Raw genomic sequence first — 20,576 nt, forward strand, 5'->3', positions numbered from 1 at the left:
TAAAAAAAGGGATTGTCTAAAAAATTGGACAATCTCTTTTTTTCTATAATAGAAGTATAACTAGCGTAAGTTATTCTCTATATAATGGGCGCTAGATTCTAAAAAAATATCTGATTCTATGGAAAATAGCAGGGGCTCACCCGAAATGCTTCTAATATACGTAAAATAAAACTATTTAACGGAAATTCCCATCGTTCAATAATAAATCCTTCTGGTCTTCAATAATACCCAATTTTCCTCTGTATACGTAAGAATCACTCATCAAACATACAATTGTTACATTAGGCTCTTTTCGATACCCACCCCATAGAAATTCGTATATAATACTCATAACAAATTAATCGAGGTGATGGGGAAATGAGTGGAATTGTTGGATATATAGGGAAGTCATCGGCTCATTCAATCATTTTAGATTGTCTAACCCATTTAGACTATCGTGGGTATGATTCAGCAGGACTGGCAATTTCAAATATAGAAACGATAGAAATTCGTAAGGAAAAAGGTCGGATAGAGGACTTAAAGGCACTTTTGGAAATTGAACCAATCAATAGAGGGAATATAGGAATCGGTCATACCAGATGGGCCTCACATGGGATCCCTTCAGTTGCAAATGCTCATCCCCTATGTGATGTAGAAGAGAAATATATTGTTGTTCACAACGGAATCATTGAAAATTATCGAGCATTAAAAAATATGCTGATCCATGAGGGACATACATTTACAACCGAAACGGATACAGAAGTTATCCCTAATCTCCTTGCTCACTTTGATACTGGGGATTTTGCAGAAACAGTAAAAAAAGTAGTCCCATTATTGAAAGGATCCTTTGCTCTGGCGATTATGTCAAAATCGCAACCAGATACGATTATTGCCATTTCACAGGAAAATCCATTAATTATCGGATATGGTGAAAATGAGGCATTTTTATCCTCTGATATTTCGGCGCTTTTATCTTATACGAAGGAAATTTATCCAATAAAAAATGGAGAAATAGCCATCCTTCATTCAACTGGAATTAATGTACAAACAGTTGATGGGAAAGAAGTAAAGCCTGATAAAATCATTGTAGAATGGGATAAAGATGATTTCAGCATGAAGGAATATGATCACTACATGCTAAAGGAGATTATTGAACAACCAAAAGAGATTAAAAAAACCTTAGAGGGGCGTTTGACCGAAAACGGTGTCGAATTACCAGAACTTAATAATCTATTAACGAAAGAGAATCTTCAATCCTTTAAAAAAATTGATATTGTTGCAAGTGGTACAGCTTATCACGCAGGAATTGTTGGGAAAAAAGTGATGGAAACGATGCTAAATCTACCTGTGGAAGTCTCCATTTCCTCCGAATTTCGCTACGAACATGGACCACTAAATGAACATAATCTCGTCATTGTCATTAGCCAATCTGGTGAAACAGCTGATACATTATCTGCTCTAAAAGAGGCAAAAGCGAATGGATGCCAAACGATTGCCATTACAAATCGTAAACGCAGCAATCTTGCAAGAAAGGCAGATTACACAATATGTACAAATGCCGGCCCGGAGCTAGCCGTTCCAGCAACTAAGGCATATACCACTCAAATAACCGTTTTATTGCTTCTAGCGATCGTTCTTACTGAAACGATAAATGGCCCAGGAATTGAACGTATTCCAGAAATGATCAAGGAATTGGAACAGCTCCCTAATGAAGTGGAAAAAACCTTGATCATGACTCAGGATGCGATCGATCAATTTGCACAAGTAACCGAGGATCAAGAAAGCCTATTCTTAATTGGGCGGGGCTTAGATTACGTTTTGGCATTAGAAGGAGCATTAAAACTTCAAGAGGTTGCATATTTACATGCAGATGCCTACGCATCTGGCGAAATGAAGCATGGAACGATGGCACTGATTACTCCTGGAGTTCCAGTTATCGCTCTATCTACACAAAAGCATCTGCGTGATAAAACCATAAGCAATATTCGCGAAATCAAGGCAAGAGATGCTTTTGTTATCGGCGTGACTACTGTTGGAGATGATGATATTAGTGAAATTGTCGATGAAGTGATGTATATTCCTGAAGTTCATCCATTCTTGATGCCGATTGTTGCAGCGATTCCATTGCAGTTATTAGCTTACTATGCAGGAACAGTTCGTGGTTTTGATGTGGACCGTCCGCGAAATTTAGCGAAGAGCTTAACTGTGGAATGATGGTGCAAATGCAAAATATGTATTCTAATTTGAAATAAAGTTGCGATTCTTATAAAAAGATGTTTAATACATTAACAGTATTTGTAAAATACTCACGATGTTATCCCTTTAGATTTGATGTTCTAAAGGGATATTTTTTATATTTATACTTGGAACTGTTGGGTTTGAATGTAAGCACTAGTATAATTGATAAATTTCTCGCGTTGATAACTATTCAAAACGTACATTTTCTGAGAGTTCATTAATCTTGTCCCAATTTAAAATTTGAATTTCTTTTTCTTCTCGTTTGATAATCCCTTTCTCTGTCCATTCCTTGAGTATTCGATTTAGATGTCTTTTTGTAGTGCCAATCAATGAGGCAACATCCTCTAAAGAATTCGTTTTTATATATTGATTTAAATGTGATGGGGATTCAACCGTGCATAAATAAGCAGCTAAACGTACTCCTGCAGGTGAGAGTGCATTTACTCTTGATGAAATGGTGCAAGTTCGAAGCTTATAGGCTAATTCCTGAAGTAATAGTTGATTAAATTTACTATCAAATTTTAAATGTGCTTCGTACACTTCTAAAGGGACACATAATACTTCACAAGGCTCTACTGCAATACAGTTTGATTCAACAGTTCCTGAGCCCGCGCAATTTTCTCCATCAAGGTAACCAATCGCTCTCGTTAGTTCCCGAACCCGCGTAAAATCCTCCTTCGCGGTAACCAATCGCTCTCATTAGTTCCCGAGCCCGCGCAAATTTCACTATCGCGGTAACCAACCCCTCTCTTAGATTACCGTGTCCGTGGAAATTCCTCCATCAAGGTAACCAACCCCTCCCTTAGATTACCGTGTCCGCGTAAAATCCTCCATCAAGGTAACCAATCGCTCTCATTAGTTCCTGTGTCCGCGTAAAATCCTCCATCAAGGTAACCAATCGCTCTTATTAGTTCCTGTGTCCGCGTAAAATCCTCCATCAAGGTAACCAATCGCTCTTATTAGTTCCCGAGCCCGCGTAATATTTACCTTCAAGGTAATCAACCCGTCCCTTAGGTTTTAGTTCTGTGCAAAAAACTATTGGGTTTGCTTGTTTTCGTTTAAGACGAGGGAAATATACGTGCTTGACCGTTATCTTTTATGAAATCTTATCCCTACTAAATTTTAAATATTTCATTTTCGCTGTCACAAAATCCTTTCATCAATCGTTTTGATTACAGAACGATTCTAGGAGGGATTTTTATATGATTAAATATGATGTGGTAATTATTGGTGGGGGATTGGCTGGATTGACAGCAGCATGTTTATTGGTGAGAGAAGGAAAAAAGGTCGTTGTTTTGGAAAAATCGAATCGCCTTGGTGGCAGGGCGATAACGAATGATAAAAATGGAGTGCTTATGAATTTGGGACCGCATGGACTGTACCTTTCAGGGGATGCTATGACAATTTTAACTGAACTTGGATTATCCATTCCTGGTGGTAATGCTTCAAAATCTGTACAAATTCATAGCATTCTCAATAAGTCAGTTCAAGTTATTCCAACAGATTTTTCATCGATTATGTCATCTTCCCTTTTATCATGGAAATCGAAGTTTGTGTTCGGCAAGTTCATGTTAAAGTTAATGAACTTAAATGTTGGTTCCATTCCAGAAGTTAGCCTTAAGGAGTGGGCTGAAACGGAAATAAGTGATCCAATGATAAGACATATTTTTTATTCGATCTGCCGATTGACGACTTATACAAATGCTCCGACCTTACAGCTTGCAAAGCCAGTATTGAAGCAAGTACAACGTTCTTTGAAGGGCGGTGTTTTGTATGTTGATGGAGGTTGGGGAACGATTGTGGAGAAACTTCGGCAGCAGGCTATAGCCTCAGGAGTTGAAATCTTTTCGAATAAAAATGTCGTAAAGATTGAGCATCATGGTGACTATCAAAGCATACTTTGTTCTGATGGAACAGTACTTGATGTAGCGGATTGTATCGTTACGGCTCCTCCGAAAGAAGCAGTGAAAATGATTAAAGATGCAGAGCATACCTCATTGGGACTATGGAATGAACAGGCGATTCCTATTACAGCAAGCTGCATTGATCTAGGATTGAAAAAATTACCTACTCCACAACATCAGTTTGCAATCGGTCTTGATCAATCATTATTTTTCACAAATCAATCACGAGCAGCAAAATTAAGTGATGATGGTACGGTCGTTGTAAGTCTAGCAAAATATCATAATCCTATAGAAGAAATCAACGTAAATGCAGATAAGCAACAATTAGAATCGGTGATGGATTTGCTTCATCCAGGATGGAGACATGAGGTTGTTGTCCAACAGTTTTTACCAAAACTAACGGTATCATATAATTTCCCACATTCGAAACGCAAAGGAAACCCAGGTCCGAGTATACCAGAAATGAAAGGCATGTATATTGCAGGAGATTGGACCGGTCATGAAGAAATATTAGCTGATGCTGCAGTTGCAAGTGGGAAGCGTGCGGCGCAAGAAATTTTAAAAGCTAATGAAATGATAGTGATAAAGGAAGGGTAGCGTTTTGGAGACTGAACAATTGTATCAGACGTATAAACCTTTGTTATTTTCGATTGCCTACCGAATGACAGGGAGTGTTACGGATGCTGAGGATCTTGTACAGGAGGCATTCTTAACTTACAACAGTGTAAGTAGCAAAAAGGTCATTGAAAACAAGAAATCGTATCTATGTAAGATTGTGATGAATAGTTCTATAGACAAATTGCGTTCCTCCGCTAGTAAACGCGAGGTTTATGTTGGAGAGTGGCTGCCAGAACCATTGGTGGATGAAGGAAATGACCCTTCGCATACTTATTTGATAAAGGAATCTATCTCGACCGCTTATCTCTTGCTTTTGCAACAGTTATCTGAGGATGAACGAGCTGTCTTCATATTACGAGAAGTTTTTCAGTATAGCTATGAAGAAATTGCAGCTATTATTGAAAAATCTTCTACTAATTGCAGGCAGATATTCCATCGCGCTAAAAAAGGCATGGAAAATCGTCCGAAAGCTGTATCATTGGATTTTCAATCTATGAGGAGTAGGGTAGAACAATTTACGATGGCGTTTCAAGAAGGGAATATTCATAAAATGCTGGAGTTATTGAAGACAGATTCCGTATTTATTTCTGACGGAGGCGGTAAAGTAAAAGCTGCGATAAATCCAATCTATACATCAGAACGAATTGTCTTTTTATTTACGAGCATTATGAAAAAGTTGCCTAAAAACACGAAAATGGAATTCAAAGATGTGAATGGGTATCCAGGAGTAGTCGTATCAATCAATGATTATGTCGCCTATGTGATCTCAATAGAATTCCTTGATGATAAGATTTCCCGCATTTATATGGTGGCAAATCCGGATAAATTAGCACACTTACAAAGTAATAAATAACAGTCAATACTATTCACTATCGAAAGCATACAAATTATATACTTCCGGGGCTTTTACCTTAGTAAGGTGATTAACCTTCTGACGGAAAAAATGCCTTGCAGAAATCTGAAGGAGAAAATTCGGATCAACGTATTGTAATCGCTCAGAGTATAGGTGGACCAACCTTTGAAACGAATATATTAAGAGCCTACTTGGGTCAATCTTTTTGTTAAGCTATTTTCGCATAATTTGTTGCAAGCGCATTTTGTTAAGTAGGCTCTGTTTTTTTATGATAAACAAGCAATAGTTTAAAAAGATAAAAAGTATTTACTTAAAAATTTACACCATTGATTGCAATGTTTTTAATAAAGGAAAATGAAATATCATTTATTGCTGTTTTTTTAGTTCTATTGATAACCCAAATTAATTAATATCATCCCGATTTAACCGATTAGGGCACATATATTATATTGTACTAGTGTAACGAGACATATATTTAGCCATTGCTTCTGCAGGAAGGGATTAATCATTTCTTCTGATGAAATTGTCCAGGATAGCTATGGATTAATCACCTTATTTTTGAAACCTTTCTTTGTATCTTTCGTAGAGAATAATAAATAAATTTTTAGGAGTGTTTTTCATGTATGAATATAAATTTGAAACTATACCTGTTGGGGCATTAAATGGAAAGCCAAAAAAAGACTATCAAGCAATCATCCACGAAAACGCTAGGGAAGGATGGAAGTTATTGCAAATTGTAACTCCCCCTTTTGGCGGTGCTGGACAAGCACTGACTATGGAATTGATTTTTGAGAAAAAGATCGATTAGTTTTAAGCAGACGCTTTGTCTGCTTTTTTGTTGAAGTTACTCTACTAACTTGAAGTGGAAGTTTAATAAGCTAATAACCGATAAAAATTTCACAATTTTTAAAATATATAGATTGACATTGCACTAGGTTTAACCTTTAACCTTAATATGTAAATACATTATAGGAGTTGATTGTTTGTATCGCTGGGATGGAGGGTTTATCATGGTAGATTTAGAGGAGTTTGAAAACTGCGTAAAATGGTATCAGGAGATACTGGGATGGGAGTGTGTTGATAAAATTACTTCTTGGGTTGGTAGGAAAGGATTTATGAAGTTACCTAAAGCGGGGATGGTTACGATAAAGTCATTTGAAGGGGAATATGAGCACTTACAATCTTCTAGTAATGAGGGACAAGTAAAGCTGGTATTTGTAACCTATGACCTTGATCACACCTTAAGCTTCTTAGAAAGAAAAGAGGTAAAATTCACTGAAACAAATATCTTACCTAATGGTCAAAGATTCTGTGACATTTTTGCTTTTAACGATGCGAGATTAACACTTGTCGAGGACAAGCAGAAAGTGGATACCGATGACTACCCGGAATCAGGAATTCTAGGTTTCGGAAATGTAAATTCCTTAATCTATGTTAAAGATCCAAAGGTTTCTGCGGAATGGTATGCAAAGAACCTTGGATTTGAAGTGGTTGAGGTGAATGTAGAAAAGGGTTATGCACATCTGAGGACAGAAGATGCTTATGACAGAAATGTGCTAGGACAACAATATTGGGATAATATATGGTTACTCCAAAGTATGAAAAGTTCAGTTGAAAAACCGAGTGATCATCAGGCTAGATGTTATTTTGATATTAGACCCGCTGTTTTCTTTGAAGAATACAATAAATTAATTCGTAATGGGATCAAACCATCAGAAATTGCAGGAGACCCAATAAATGGTTGGGGTGGATTTCATATATATGATTCTGATAATAACCGAATAAATATTTGGTCGTACAAATAAAAAGATGGACAGATGAAATGAATCTTACGATAAAGGAATTTTCAAAAAGGACAGGACTCCCCCCTAGTAAACTGAGATTTTATGATAAAAAGAGATTATTAGTGCCATTTGTCAGGTTGGAAAATGGTTATAGGGCCTATTCGTTCGATCAAATATATCAGGCAAAAATGATTGATTCGCTTAGACAGGCAGGTATTTCAATCCAGGATATAAAGCTATATTTTACAGTGAATGATCAGGAGAAAAAAAAGATACTTGATCGTTGGAGAGAGGACTTGAACAAAAGAACGGAGGTCCTCCTTGCAGCTCAAAAATATATTGGTGGCATCAATGTAGAAAATCCGCAACAAACACTATTATTATCAAATTGTGAGACAGAAAAGTATTTTGTGTGGCAGAGGGTTCATTCGCCAAGGCAGCCGAATCCTTTTCAAAAGCATTTTACTACTGCAAAAAGTCAATTAGAAAAACTTGGAGTAACATGCTCTGAACAGGTATATGTAAAAACTGAAACGATTACTGAGGACAAAATAATAGGAGAGATCGGGTTTGAGGTTCTAAATAATTCTTTGACAGGAGATCATAAAGATTTTAGAATTGAAAAAGTTTCTCCAACCCTATTTGCAGTTTTACAGGACTGTAAACCAGAAGATGCACTTTTTTGCTTTTCTTATATACAGGTTATCATCCGCTACGGATTTCAACCAATAGGTTCGAAGCTAGAGAGATATTCGAACATAGATGCGAGTACCTTTGATTATTTAATTCCAGTTGTAAAATAATTTTTGAAAAAAAACCGAATCGTTTTATATAATTTATAGCGGAAAATCCCAAAAATATGGAGTAGCTTGTGGCTGTTATTATAAGAAAAAAATTATTATTTTATAACCACTCAAGATGTTTTCTAAACTAATTTGTTTTATAATAAGAAAAAACGTTTTTTACTAACACAATTTGGGAGGTGATAAGAATGGCAATAGAACCCAAATTGCTAGAGTCTGTAGCTACTCATGCAAAGCCTATTATTGGAAAGGCGATACTTTGCATGGGGTGGACAATACTAAAATAAACAATCGCCCATATTTAATTTTGCATTTCTAATATTTTGGCTTTGCACCTTATTTATAAATATAAAATAATAAGGGGCTGGCAAAATTGAAATATGTAAAAGCATCAACCGTTTTACCTGAGAATCTCATTATGGAAATTCAGAAATATGTTCAGGGGGAAACAATCTATATACCGAAACCTCGGAACAATCACCAGAAATGGGGGACTCGCTCTGGTGGAAGGAAATACATTGATCAACGTAATGCGATGATAAAAAAAGCATTTAAAAACGGCACAACAATCGATCAATTGGCAGATGAATATTTCCTTTCAATCGAAACGATAAAAAAAATTGTTTATGCTAAATAAATGGAAAAGGCACTGTCAATGAAGGAGTTGTCTCCTTGGTAGTTGACGAGTGCCTTTTTAGGTATAGTTCATTTCCGACATATTTTCTACCTTTCAATAGGTACGATGATCTTCTATAGTTAAAAGGAATCTGAAGTTTAGGAGTTGAAAATCATGGATCCTTTCATAAGAAGTGATCAATATCATTTTATAAAGCAACAAACACAAATTTTAATAAACGGCCATTCAACTGTTAACGATGGAAATGTCCTTCAAGCACTAAAATCATTAGCAAAGGAAAAGGTCGTTCAATTATTTGAAGAATTAACTGAGGAACAGGAAGAACTCATTCAACCAATAATAAATGTACAAGATACAGCGGATGCTGAGAAATTTTTAGCTACAATAGTGCCTTATGTAGTTCCTTTCAAATCAGTCTCACAGCAAGCCATAAAAAAGCTGTTTCCGAAAGCAAAGAAATTAAAGGTACCAGCAATTGAAGATATGGATTTAAGAGAAATTTCCTATTTAAGTTGGATTGACGAAGGATCTAGTAAGAAATATCTTGTGGCCATGCTTAACAATAAACTTGTTGGTTTACAAGGATCCTTTAAAAAGATTCAACAAAAAGGAATCTGTGCTTTATGTAATAAGCATGAGGAAGTTGGATTATTCTTAACAGAAAAAAAGGGTGAGGTGCGAGATACGTTTATTAAAAAAGGAAATTATATTTGTATAGATAGTCTAAAATGCAATCAAAATTTAACTTCTGTAGATAAACTTCATGAATTTATTGAACGGGTTAAAAAATGAGTGTATTCCAATAGCGGCTGCCTGATTGTTTCAATACACAGACAGCCGTTACCATTATTTTTAGTATGGATCAGCCTCATGACCTTTATTGATCGCTTTTTCAGGTGCTTTATCTGCATCCTTATTTCCAAGTGGCTTTTGACTTGAACCACTTTTAGATGCTTGAGCCAAACCTTCTCTTAGCCTACGTCCATATTCTTCATTTGCTTCTTCAGCAAGAGCGATCATTTTCTCTTGGATTCTCTTATCACAAGGAGCAAGTCCGGAAACAAGATTTGATATTAATTCATCTTTTTCCCACTGTTCAAAGCTTCGGTAAGTTTCTCCTGCTTGTTTCGTATTACTTTGGCGATCAATGGATTCGCGTACTAGTTGTCCCTCTATCTGAGGCGTATATTCCTTCCCGTATTGTTTTGCTTCTTTTAATCCACCCAAAATAGATGGTTCATAATTCACATGAGGATTTTGTCCAGGTGCACGATCTACCTTATATTGCATTTGTCCGCCACTTTGGTTTGTGGCTACACGTTTTTTGGGCGCATTAATTGGGAGCTGTAAATAATTCGCACCTACTCGATACCGTTGTGTATCAGAGTAAGAAAAAGTACGACCCTGAAGCATTTTATCATCTGAGAAGTCAAGCCCATCGACAAGTACACCTGTCCCAAATGCCGCTTGCTCTACTTCGGTAAAATAATCCTCTGGGTTTTTATTAAGCACCATTTTTCCTACTTTTCTCCAAGGGAATTGATCGTCAGGCCATAGCTTTGTATCATCCAATGGATCGAAATCTAGCTCTGGGTGCGCATCATCGCTCATGATTTGAACAAATAATTCCCATTCTGGATAATCGCCTCTTTCAATTGCATCATATAAATCTTGTGTTGCATGATTAAAATTAGTTGCTTGTATTTCTTCTGCTTCTTTTTGTGTCAAATTTTTAATCCCTTGTTTTGGCTCCCAATGATATTTTACAAGTACAGCTTCCCCTGCACTGTTCACCCATTTATATGTATTCACACCAGAGCCCTGCATCATTCGATAATTAGCTGGAATTCCCCAAGGAGAATAAACAAATGTGACCATATGAAAGGTTTCTGGAGAATTGCAGCAAAAGTCAAAAAATCTTTCATTATCTTGGAGATTTGTTATTGGGTCAGGTTTAAAAGCATGAATCATATCCGGAAATTTAATTGCATCACGGATAAAGAAGATTTTAAGGTTATTTCCTACTAAATCCCAATTTCCGTCCTCTGTATAAAATTTTACAGCAAACCCCCTTGGGTCCCTTAATGTTTCAGGTGAATGTCCGCCATGAATAACCGTTGAAAAACGCACAAAAACAGGTGTTTTTTTCCCTTTTTCTTGAAATAATTTGGCTCGCGTATATTTAGAAATTGGTTCATCTCCACATGTTCCATATGCCTCAAAATATCCGTGTGCCCCTGCACCACGTGCATGAACAACACGCTCTGGAATTCGTTCACGATCAAAATGGCTAATCTTTTCAATAAAATCATAATTCTCTAATGTAGCGGGTCCACGATTTCCTACTGTACTAATGCTTTGGTTATTCGTAATCGGATGCCCTTGTCTGTTTGTTAATGTGTCCTCATGTTCTTCATTTGTTTGGTTGATTGGTTGGTTTGTGTCCTTAGACATTCGATGTCCTCCTTTTTTAGAAATTTTTTTCATCGAAGATAGCTTTTGCTTTGATTAGTATAAAAATACAATGGAGCTTCTAATTATTTTGTTTTGATTTATATCGAAAATATATGTTGACGTACATAGAATGTTAAAGGTATATTATGAATAAAATAGGAGGGGATCTAATGGTTGAGCTAGGAGAAAATATTATTATTATTCAATCACCTGTGTTTGAACAGCTTTCATCTATGTTTGTTATCCAAGATTACACAAATAAGCAGCCTAAGCGAGAACTAAACGGGGAACTTCAAAAGTGGGTAGACGAGAAGGTGCACAGTATTCCCCAAATATTGAAGGATGAATTAGAAGTCTTTTTTAGCCAAGAAACGTTTATTGGGTTAAGTATGATTCGATATGCATTTGAAACAAATTGTTACCAATCTTTAGAGAAATTTATTCAGCAGGTTGAATCAGATTCCGCATATCATATTTTTGAACATTTTCTAGAAACGGGATTCACACCAACTGAAGTATCCGATATTCATGATTTTACAGAGGTTAGACTGTTTATCCAAAATACAAGCATACCGGAAAGTGAAAAATGGAAATTGACTTATTTATATGTTGATATCGAAAATACTAAAAATCGTTTTATCTCATTAATGAAACAATTTTATGAGTTTTACTTTAAAACGGATCTTCCATACTTTTTGAAGAAGCAGCAAGAAAATATTGATTATTTAAAGGGAAAACAAATATTTTCAACGAGGGAAAAGGTTGGAGACGCATTTCCAGTTATTCCTTCATATGTGATTGAGAATAAAGCGATGAAGCTAATTCTATCTCCATCTTATTTTTATGATACATCATCTCTTTCATCAGATAGTGAGCAGTCATTTATTTACCACTATGGGATAAATGAATATGATTCTAACACCAAAAATAAGATGAGCCAAGATGATGTTTTAGATGCCATTAAAATCGTTGCAGATGAAAAACGTATAAGAATTATCATGCTTTTAAATAAAGCTCCTAGATATGGATATGAGCTTGCCCAGACATTGTCTTTATCTAATTCAACTATTTCTCATCATTTATCCACTTTACATTCGATTGGAATTGTCTATTCTATGAGAATCGAAAATAAAGTTTATTATCAACTTAATAAAGATAAGCTAAAGGAGCTAATGGAAACATTAACAAAATCATTACTAGAGTAAGGAGGTCATAAGGCGACCTCCTTATATATACTATTGACATTCGATTTGTGTAGAATGGGTCATTTTATGTGTGTTGTATAATGTATTGTAGTTCGATTTGTATAAAAAGAGTGATTTTATGGTAATGGAAGGTTGGGATATGATGAAAAATAATGTATTAAGGAATAAAAACTTTCTTCTTTTATGGATGGGCAATAGTGTTTCTGTGCTAGGTAATCGCTTTTATAATATTGCGATTATGTGGTATATCATTGAAACAACAGGTTCGTCCATTGCATTAGGTTTAAGTGTCCTTTGCTTTACTATTCCGTCTGTATTAGTAATGCCTTTTGTAGGAGTTTTAGCCGATAGGAATATTAAAAAATATCTTCTCGTTTTTTCAGACATGATTAATGGGTGTATCATGCTTGCGATTGCTTTATTCATGTTTTTTGAGGAGCTGCCTATTTATTTATTATATTTACTGATGATTGCTTCATCACTTGTATCTGCTTTTTTTAGTCCAGCGATAGGAGCAACGATACCACTCATAGTAGGAAAAGAGAACTTGCCAAAAGCAAACTCATTTATGCAAGTAACTAATCAACTATCGAATATTATTGGGCCAGCACTTGCAGGAATACTAATAGCAGTTACAAATATGTGGCTCCTATTTTTGATCAATGGGATTTCATTTATTATTTCTGCATTTAGTGAAATGTTCCTTGCGATACCAAAAGTGGACATTGATCATGTGAAAAGAAAATTTTATCTCCAATTTCAAGAAGGATTCATCTATGTTCTACGCTATAAGAAGCTGTTACACCTAATAATTGTTGGCGGAATCATCATCAACTTTTTCCTAGCACCATTAAATGTATTTATTACTGTCTTATGTAATCAAATACTAAAAGTAGGCGCTAGTGGAATGGGGATCGTGGATGCTGCCATTTCAGTAGGAGCATTATCAGGAAGCCTCATTATATTATTAAACATCATGAAAGATAGAGTAAAAATGGTTATCTTCGGTTTGTCAATTGAAGGAATTGCTTTGCTAATAACAGGAGTTTTTCCTGAAAGCTATATAGCCCTCCTAATCTTTGCATTTATTTTAGGTATTGGAGTTAGCTTGGCAAGTGTTGGCATTGGAACCTTATACCAAACCATGGTCCCAGAAAATAAAATGGGTCGTGTAGGAAGCTTGCTTTCAACCTTGTCAACATTTATCGTACCGTTCGGAACAATGTTTGGTTCTTTTATTATTAACTATTTATCGATCTCATGGATTTTGAATGTATCAGGAATTTTAGTTACATTAGCTGGATTGTCTTTAATCATCACTTTTAGGATAAACAGGGGACATGCAGCAGATAACTTCTCAGTTTAAAAGAATGGCTGTTTTGTATATAGTTTGTAGCTCTTTTCTATGTGAAATGAAGGGTGTAGCGGTCTTCATCCGATAGTTAAAACTTTGCTTAAATAGTAACAATGTTTGAGAAAAGTGCCAAAAAAATAAAGGGAAATAGATCGGTTATCGAGAAGAAATATAAGGTTTGGATTTTAAAATGTTAGTAAAGTCACAAAAGGATTAAGAGTATCGGTAGGGATATGAAACATTTGAAAGAATTCAATGCATTACTGACGAATGTTGCATTAGTTTGCAGCTCTTTTCTCGTGATTTGAAGTGTGGCTGTTTTCGTATAGTTTGTTGCTTTTGTAAAAGCCCAACTGCCGGCTTTTCCACCCAATAAGAATTCATCGGTCATATGGAGTTTGTCTCTCTTTTCTCGGTGATATGAAAGGTGCAGCGGTCCTCATCGATAGAAATTCTTAAAACTTTACTTAAATAGCAACAATGGTTGAGAAAAGAGCCATTAGTTAACATTCAATGTCTAAGAAAAGAATCGCTAAAAAAAGAAAATAGGTGATAGACTTGATTTACTTTGAAACAGATCGATTACGCATGCGTGCTTTTGAAACAAAAGATTTACTAGATTTTAAGAAAATGAATGAAGACCCTGAGGTGATGGAGTATTTTCCAAAGATACTGACACATAAAGAAACAACAGCATTTTACGAGGCCATCATGGATGAGTTTCAATCCTATGGCTATGGACTATATGCTGCTGAACTAAAAGAAACAGGGGAGTTCATTGGTTTTATTGGATTTCATCACGCAACATTTGAAGCGGATTTCACACCTTGTGTAGAAATTGGCTGGAGATTGAAAAAGGAAGTTTGGGGCAAAGGGCTGGCAACTGAAGGGGCAAAAGCTTGTTTAGAATATGCGGAGGAGAATTTGCAGTTTGAAAATGTGTACAGCTTCACAGCAGAAATTAATACGCGTTCAGAACGAATTATGCAGAAAATTGGTTTAAAAAAGGTCAAAACATTTTTGCATCCGAAGCTTGAACTAAATGATCCATTAAAACCACATGTATTATATGCTTTAAAGGTAGGGGAGTAAAATGAAGTTTAGACAATTAGGAGCTAATGAAAGTCCTCCAATTGAACTTTTATTATTAGCCGATCCGTCACGGAAGCTTGTTGAGGAGTATATTGATCGAGGGCAATGTTTTGTTGCGGAAGAAAATGGTGTAGTCCATGGAGTTTATGTACTTTTACCGACAAGGCCAGAGACGATTGAATTAGTAAATATTGCTGTATCTGAGAAGGAACAAGGAAAGGGAGTAGGCAAGAAGTTAGTGAATCATGCGATTGCTAATGCGAGAGAACAAGGGTTCAAAACTATTGAGATTGGAACAGCTAATTCAAGTATTTCACAGCTAGCACTTTACCAGAAATGTGGATTTCGAATAACGGGAATCGATAGAGATTTTTTCCTTCGACATTATTCAGAGGAAATCTTTGAAAATGGAATACAGGCAATAGATATGATTCGCTTATCGCAAGATTTGGATTAAGAGAATAGATTTTTAACAAGAATGGAGGCGTGAATATGACTAAAATTGGTTTTGTCCGCCACGGAAGTACAGCGTGGAATAAGGAAAGAAGGGCACAGGGGAGTGCTGATATCCCACTCGATGAGGATGGAATTATTCAAGCAAACAAGCTTGCTGAGCGGTTAAGTATGGAAAATTGGGATGTAATATACTCTAGTGATCTTTTACGAGCAAGACAAACAGCGGAAATCATCAGTGAAAGAATGGGTAATAAACAAATTGTTCTAGAACCACGAATTCGTGAAGTGAGTGGTGGTCAAATTGAAGGAACAATTGAATCTGAGAGAATAGCTAAATGGGGTCATAATTGGAGAGAGCTAGATTTAGGTATGGAAGATGTGGAAAGTGTAATGAAAAGAACTTTACCTTTTATTCAAGAAATTCAAGAAAAACATGAAAATATGAATATACTGATTGTTTCACACGGTGCTTGCATTCAATGTCTGATCCAAGAACTAGTCCCACAAGTAGAATTTGAAGGACATTTAGAAAACACATCCATAACAGAACTCAATAAAACATCAAATGGATGGACATGTAATCTATATAATTGTGCGAAGCATCTAGATTCTTAAGAATGTAGCGGTTTTTAGGATAAAAAGTGAATGGTGAGGGAGGCTAGTAATTAGTATTGGAGGTGAAAGGATGCCTAAAAATAATAACCGTGGAAAAAAAGCTCCAGGAGTAAATCCACAAGGCTATGGACAAGACAATACAATGACTAACGATCCTAAAAGCCAGCTAGAAAATAGAGCGAAAAAGAGTAATACAAAAATATAATAGTGGTTGATAAAAAAATACTTAGATGAAAAGGCTGATTTCAAAATCAGCCTTTTCATGTTTACATTTTAGGTGGTTCCATTCCCATTTTTGACCATTCTTCTTTCGATGGTCCATAAACGCCAGGAACTGGTAAGCCAGCCTGTCTCATGAGAACGGTAAGTTGTCCACGATGATGGATTTGATGATGAATGATAAACATTAGTAATGCTCCATTCGACATATCTCTACCAAAAACATTGTGAACCTCGCTTAATGTGCTATCTGTCCATTGAGTTTTGACAGCATCTGCGAATAACTCACCCATTTTGCGATATTGATCCGCAATATATGTAGCTGATTCTGGCACTGGAAAGTCTTTATCAGGTCCATCAAATTGTAAACCTGTTTGAGATCCCATTACTTTAATTGCTGTCGTAATGTGCCAAGCAACACGACCTAATGACCAATGGCCAGGAGCAATTTCTTGTTGCAAGGATTGATCCGTTAAAACGTCTAAAACCTTCTGTGTTTCCATAACTTCATATTTCCACATTTGTAAAAATCCTTCTACGGTTTGAAACATGGATAATCACCTCATTCATTTCAATTAGTTTTGCCCTTTCAGTTTATAAATATTGTGACCAATATTCAAGTGATTCAATTGATGGTGATTAGGATACATGATCCTGCCATAGTCGGAATCTAGAATTAATGCAGCTAAACTTTTATTTTAATCAACATGAATACTCCCGTCAGGTTGTAATTCTGCATAAAAGATTTTACTTAGATGGGGGTGCCCTTTCTTTTTCAATTCTTCCAATAACCAATCTTCATTAATATTAAGTTCTTTCAAATTCTTTTTGATTATTTTTCCATCAACTACTAACTCTGTTGGAAGATATGGCCTCCGTTTGGTTGAAATATGTGTGTCTTTTTTTATGACCGATTCATATTCCTCTTTTTTTAAAATACTTAACTGTCCATTAGGTTCAAGGATCGCATATTCTACTTCCTTTATACTAAAGACATCCTTTAATCTCATGAGCATCATTAAATCATCCATATTTAATTTATTGGAACGCATGGCATCTACATTTATTTTACCTTGTTTAATGATAATCGAAGGCTCCCCATCAAGAATGGTTCTAACATTGACTGATTTTAATGAAATGTATTCGATAATTAAAGTTAATAATGACCATAGTGTTAAACCAATAATACCATCAGTAATTTTAATGTCTTTATGGACAACCATATCTCCAGCAATGTTTCCAAGAGCTATTCCGGTTATATATGTAAATACAGTCACATGATTTAATTGTTTTTTTCCAAGAATTCGAGTCAATAGAAGCAAAATACTAAAGCTAATGAATGTTCTAAGAGAGGTGATGAAGATAGATTCCATACAATACTCCTTTGGGCATAGATGACATTATTTTCTCCGACATTCATCCAATTATTCCCTATCTATTTTGGCAAACTTATCTGGTTTTTATAGAAGGAAATATGATAATGAATGTAGAAACTAGAAAAAGCATGAGTTTCATTATAGAGTTGTAGGTCTTCTGCTTAGGAGGATATATGCTAACTAATTTATTTCAAGGAAAATACGTGAAATTAACAGGAGTACAGGAAAATGATACAGATATAATGGTGAAATGGGGGGAAGATGTAGAGTATCTTCGTAATATTGATACAGATATTGCCATTCCCAAAACGAAACAGCAAATTGAGAAAGAATCAAGCTCAAGTTCTAATTCTTTTTATTTTCAATTGCGAACGATTCAGGACGATCAATTAATCGGCTTTATTGTTATACATAGTATTGAATGGAATAATCGAGCAGGATTATTATCCATTGGAATTGGAGACCCGTCTTTTCGAAATAAAGGCTTTGGAACAAATGCACTGCAATTAATGCTTCGCTATGCTTTCTGTGAATTAAACCTCAATCGTGTAGGATTAGATGTGATTGAATATAATAAAAGGGCGATTCGTGCTTATGAAAGGGTTGGATTTTAACAAGAGGGTAGAATGCGCGAAGCGGTCAACCGTGATGGAAAATCCTATGATCGGGTGATCATGGAATCCTTTATTCTGAGTGGGCTTCGCTCAATCAACAAGATGAATAATCAGGTGTCCGGTAGATTCAAGCCAGACACCCTTTTCGTTTAATATAAATGTTTAACAGCAAAAATAAAAATGATTATACAAGAAAGACAAAATCTTATTATGTGGTGCAAGGGATTTATTTTTCCATACATGTGGAATCCATTAAATAATGCCACACCATGAATCAACAGTAAAACAAAAACGAGTATGAATAATGCAAAGGGAAATGTAGACGACAGGCAAGCTGACAAAATTAAAAGTAAACCTAATAAACAAAGGCTTAAAGCAGCTAAATAAGGGATTTTCTGTTTCTGAAGTTGGATTGCCCCACTTAGGGTTATTCCCCCACCGTAAATGATGACAAGTAAAAGTCCAAGAAAAAACATTAAACAACCTCCTAAAGATAAATTAGCTCTTTTCAAAAGGCTATTTACTTATAGTTTGTTGCCTTTTGTAAAAGCCCAAGTGCCGGCTTTTACTTCCAATAAAGAATTCAGCGGTCTTATGGAGTTTGCTGCTCTTTCTTAAGTGAAATGAAAGACGTAGCAATCTACAACCGATGGTTAATACTTTACTTCATTAGCAACAATGTTTGAGAAAAGAGCCTTTCAAGAAAAGAGATTAAAATCATTAAACTTTACGGGGTTAACCCCATGTCAACATGAAATATGAAGTTTTTTGAAGAATTCTAATAAAATGATAGATAAGGTGAGAAGATGCAAGTAGGAGAATTTGCCAAGCTAGTAAATGCCTCAAAGGATACCATTCGTCATTATGAAGAGCTGAAGCTACTTAAACCGAAGTGGAACAAGCATCGGAAGGATTTTCAGGAAAAAGAAGTGAATGATTTTCAAGTAATCATCGAGTTAAAAGAAATGGGATTAAGCTTAAAGGATATCCAATTGCTTTTTGAGCTTAAAGAAAAAGTAGGCTGTGGTCAGGCGGAACTCTTTCAAGGATTATACAAAAAATTAATCGACCAACTTGATGCAGTGCAAAAAGAGGAAGAAATATTACGAAGGAGGAAACAGGCGCTTGAAACGCAGGCAAAAATAATTAAAGGTTATTTATAACGCTAGGTTGATCGTTAAAATCAACCTGCTTTTTTATTTTCATTAATTTTTAAGATCAATTGGGGCAGTGTGAAGACAACATATAATGTAAAAGACTGTCGACAATTCTCGACAGTCTGAAGGGAAATAAGCTTCTACTTGTTAATTTACCAAATTGTCATGTTTAATGAGTTGGAGCATGATGTCGATTTAATTTATTTGTATTCCACCATTTTTTAATATAAGGAATTGTCAATCGATCTACTCCGTAATAATAACCTGCTGCTCCAGCGGCCATGATGAGAATAGCTACTGTATATAAAATAGGATTTGTGCTTGTTGTACCAGCTAACATAAAGTTTAAGTTCATAAATGCTCCTGCAATAAGTGCCGGGATAGTTGCAAATCCTACAATTAATCCAAGGCCAACTAATAATTCACCATATGGAATGAGATGATTAAATAATTCTACATTAGGTAGTGCAAAATGTTGGAGGAAGTCTGCATACCACCCTTGTACGGTAGGATGCTCTCCAGTTGCATTAGCAATAGCTCCTTGTAAAAATCCAAATGCATCAAATCCATGTGTCAATTTTCCAATCCCGGCTTCTAACCACTGAATACCTAACCAAACTCTTAAAACTGTCCATACAATTGCCATTTTCGGTCCTCGTAACCATTTCATGACCAACATCTCCTTATATATTGTGAAGTATTTCACAAGTTATGATAAAAATTTTTGCTATCTAAGATGTAAGATTGTAAGCCAGCTAGCTTGTTAGAAAGTTTGTGAAATATTTCACTAACTTTCTATAGCTCTAATATAAACTTTTTTTCCTAAATTTACAATAGCGTTCACAGAATCTTCATTAAGTTTATATTTCTGATTTAAAAGCTGTTTTTTCAAATATGATGATATTGAGAATCGATATTCTATATGATATGATCGAATTAGTTAAATCATTGTTAACACAGTAACTGACGACATTTGTGGAATAGACCACTTGGGAGCTGTGTTTATATCGGGTCGGGTCGTCTGGGCAGAGATAAGGAAGGTAGAACATCATTCACCACCCTTATCTCTTTTTATTTTTGTAAAAGTCTAACAGTCGGCTTTTACACTCAATACAGCGGTTCTTATGAAGTTTGCAGCTCTTTTCAAAGTGAAGTTAATGATGTAACCCTTCAGCATTCATTATTACTTCAATTGCAATAATGTTTGAGAAAAGAGCC

21 protein-coding genes and 1 pseudogene are annotated in these 20,576 nt (G+C 35.5%); 16 read left to right on the forward strand and 6 right to left on the reverse strand.

Going from position 1 to position 20,576, the window contains the following annotated elements:
- Nucleotides 1-357: 357 nt before the first annotated feature.
- Nucleotides 358-2,193 carry a glutamine--fructose-6-phosphate transaminase (isomerizing) gene (gene glmS, locus MHI39_RS05720; RefSeq protein WP_342540880.1) on the forward strand — a complete coding sequence of 612 codons (1,836 nt, stop codon included), beginning with the start codon at nucleotides 358-360 and terminating at the stop codon, nucleotides 2,191-2,193.
- 210 nt (nucleotides 2,194-2,403) lie between these two features.
- Here the strand turns inward: glmS and MHI39_RS05725 are convergent, their stop codons facing one another.
- Nucleotides 2,404-2,907 (reverse strand): Crp/Fnr family transcriptional regulator, encoded by a 504-nt coding sequence (locus tag MHI39_RS05725; RefSeq protein WP_278892304.1) that lies wholly within the window; start codon nucleotides 2,905-2,907, stop codon nucleotides 2,404-2,406.
- 512 nt (nucleotides 2,908-3,419) lie between these two features.
- On the opposite strand from MHI39_RS05725, the gene MHI39_RS05730 reads away from it, so the two are divergent.
- The 7 genes from MHI39_RS05730 (at nucleotide 3,420) to MHI39_RS05760 (ending at nucleotide 9,608) form a co-directional block, all read left to right on the forward strand.
- Nucleotides 3,420-4,718, forward strand: a complete 1,299-nt coding sequence (locus MHI39_RS05730) for an FAD-dependent oxidoreductase (protein ID WP_342540881.1) — start codon at nucleotides 3,420-3,422, stop codon at nucleotides 4,716-4,718.
- A gap of 4 nt (nucleotides 4,719-4,722) precedes the next feature.
- Nucleotides 4,723-5,592: an RNA polymerase sigma-70 factor gene (locus MHI39_RS05735; protein ID WP_342540883.1), complete on the forward strand. Its 870-nt coding sequence runs from the start codon at nucleotides 4,723-4,725 to the stop codon at nucleotides 5,590-5,592.
- A gap of 619 nt (nucleotides 5,593-6,211) precedes the next feature.
- Entirely contained in the window at nucleotides 6,212-6,400 is a 189-nt protein-coding gene (locus tag MHI39_RS05740; protein WP_071975067.1) for a DUF4177 domain-containing protein, read from the forward strand.
- Between the two features lie 202 nt (nucleotides 6,401-6,602).
- Nucleotides 6,603-7,397 (forward strand): VOC family protein, encoded by a 795-nt coding sequence (locus MHI39_RS05745; RefSeq protein WP_235849802.1) that lies wholly within the window; start codon nucleotides 6,603-6,605, stop codon nucleotides 7,395-7,397.
- 17 nt (nucleotides 7,398-7,414) lie between these two features.
- Nucleotides 7,415-8,179: a MerR family transcriptional regulator gene (locus tag MHI39_RS05750; RefSeq protein WP_342540884.1), complete on the forward strand. Its 765-nt coding sequence runs from the start codon at nucleotides 7,415-7,417 to the stop codon at nucleotides 8,177-8,179.
- A 373-nt stretch (nucleotides 8,180-8,552) separates the two neighbouring features.
- Nucleotides 8,553-8,816 carry a CD3324 family protein gene (locus MHI39_RS05755; protein ID WP_058003560.1) on the forward strand — a complete coding sequence of 88 codons (264 nt, stop codon included), beginning with the start codon at nucleotides 8,553-8,555 and terminating at the stop codon, nucleotides 8,814-8,816.
- Between the two features lie 153 nt (nucleotides 8,817-8,969).
- Nucleotides 8,970-9,608 (forward strand): FusB/FusC family EF-G-binding protein, encoded by a 639-nt coding sequence (locus MHI39_RS05760; protein WP_071975064.1) that lies wholly within the window; start codon nucleotides 8,970-8,972, stop codon nucleotides 9,606-9,608.
- Nucleotides 9,609-9,668: 60 nt separating this feature from the next.
- Here MHI39_RS05760 and MHI39_RS05765 read toward each other — a convergent pair whose 3' ends face one another.
- Nucleotides 9,669-11,270, reverse strand: coding sequence for a catalase (locus MHI39_RS05765; protein WP_342540885.1), 1,602 nt, complete (start codon nucleotides 11,268-11,270; stop codon nucleotides 9,669-9,671).
- Nucleotides 11,271-11,440: 170 nt separating this feature from the next.
- Between MHI39_RS05765 and MHI39_RS05770 the strand changes: the two genes are divergently transcribed.
- The 6 genes from MHI39_RS05770 (at nucleotide 11,441) to sspL (ending at nucleotide 16,197) form a co-directional block, all read left to right on the forward strand.
- Nucleotides 11,441-12,475 carry a metalloregulator ArsR/SmtB family transcription factor gene (locus MHI39_RS05770; protein ID WP_342540887.1) on the forward strand — a complete coding sequence of 345 codons (1,035 nt, stop codon included), beginning with the start codon at nucleotides 11,441-11,443 and terminating at the stop codon, nucleotides 12,473-12,475.
- Between the two features lie 139 nt (nucleotides 12,476-12,614).
- On the forward strand, nucleotides 12,615-13,841 hold the full coding sequence (locus MHI39_RS05775) for an MFS transporter (protein WP_083498383.1): 1,227 nt from the start codon (nucleotides 12,615-12,617) through the stop codon (nucleotides 13,839-13,841).
- Nucleotides 13,842-14,387: 546 nt separating this feature from the next.
- A complete protein-coding gene (locus MHI39_RS05780; RefSeq protein WP_058003566.1) occupies nucleotides 14,388-14,921 on the forward strand; it encodes a GNAT family N-acetyltransferase in 534 nt (177 codons plus the stop codon).
- A gap of 1 nt (nucleotide 14,922) precedes the next feature.
- Nucleotides 14,923-15,378: a GNAT family N-acetyltransferase gene (locus MHI39_RS05785; RefSeq protein ID WP_058003567.1), complete on the forward strand. Its 456-nt coding sequence runs from the start codon at nucleotides 14,923-14,925 to the stop codon at nucleotides 15,376-15,378.
- Between the two features lie 35 nt (nucleotides 15,379-15,413).
- The gene (locus tag MHI39_RS05790) at nucleotides 15,414-15,992 is read left to right on the forward strand and encodes a histidine phosphatase family protein (protein ID WP_058003568.1); all 579 of its coding nucleotides are present in this window, start codon (nucleotides 15,414-15,416) and stop codon (nucleotides 15,990-15,992) included.
- Nucleotides 15,993-16,062: 70 nt separating this feature from the next.
- Entirely contained in the window at nucleotides 16,063-16,197 is a 135-nt protein-coding gene (gene sspL / locus MHI39_RS05795) for a small, acid-soluble spore protein L (RefSeq protein WP_058003569.1), read from the forward strand.
- A 61-nt stretch (nucleotides 16,198-16,258) separates the two neighbouring features.
- On the opposite strand, the gene MHI39_RS05800 is transcribed toward sspL, so the two are convergent.
- On the reverse strand, nucleotides 16,259-16,762 hold the full coding sequence (locus tag MHI39_RS05800) for a DinB family protein (RefSeq protein WP_058003570.1): 504 nt from the start codon (nucleotides 16,760-16,762) through the stop codon (nucleotides 16,259-16,261).
- 147 nt (nucleotides 16,763-16,909) lie between these two features.
- The gene (locus tag MHI39_RS05805) at nucleotides 16,910-17,584 is read right to left on the reverse strand and encodes a DUF421 domain-containing protein (RefSeq protein ID WP_058003571.1); all 675 of its coding nucleotides are present in this window, start codon (nucleotides 17,582-17,584) and stop codon (nucleotides 16,910-16,912) included.
- Nucleotides 17,585-17,760: 176 nt separating this feature from the next.
- On the opposite strand from MHI39_RS05805, the pseudogene MHI39_RS05810 reads away from it, so the two are divergent.
- Nucleotides 17,761-18,311 (forward strand): annotated as a pseudogene (locus tag MHI39_RS05810) (GNAT family protein).
- 39 nt (nucleotides 18,312-18,350) lie between these two features.
- On the opposite strand, the gene MHI39_RS05815 reads toward MHI39_RS05810, so the two are convergent.
- Nucleotides 18,351-18,677, reverse strand: a complete 327-nt coding sequence (locus MHI39_RS05815) for a hypothetical protein (protein ID WP_058003572.1) — start codon at nucleotides 18,675-18,677, stop codon at nucleotides 18,351-18,353.
- A gap of 330 nt (nucleotides 18,678-19,007) precedes the next feature.
- Between MHI39_RS05815 and MHI39_RS05820 the strand changes: the two genes are divergently transcribed.
- Nucleotides 19,008-19,364, forward strand: coding sequence for a MerR family transcriptional regulator (locus MHI39_RS05820; protein ID WP_058003573.1), 357 nt, complete (start codon nucleotides 19,008-19,010; stop codon nucleotides 19,362-19,364).
- Between the two features lie 163 nt (nucleotides 19,365-19,527).
- On the opposite strand, the gene MHI39_RS05825 is transcribed toward MHI39_RS05820, so the two are convergent.
- The gene (locus tag MHI39_RS05825) at nucleotides 19,528-20,028 is read right to left on the reverse strand and encodes a DoxX family protein (RefSeq protein WP_071975058.1); all 501 of its coding nucleotides are present in this window, start codon (nucleotides 20,026-20,028) and stop codon (nucleotides 19,528-19,530) included.
- Nucleotides 20,029-20,576 lie beyond the last annotated feature (548 nt).

Source organism: Heyndrickxia sp. FSL K6-6286, assembly GCF_038630395.1.
GTDB classification, from domain to species: domain Bacteria; phylum Bacillota; class Bacilli; order Bacillales; family Bacillaceae_C; genus Heyndrickxia; species Heyndrickxia oleronia.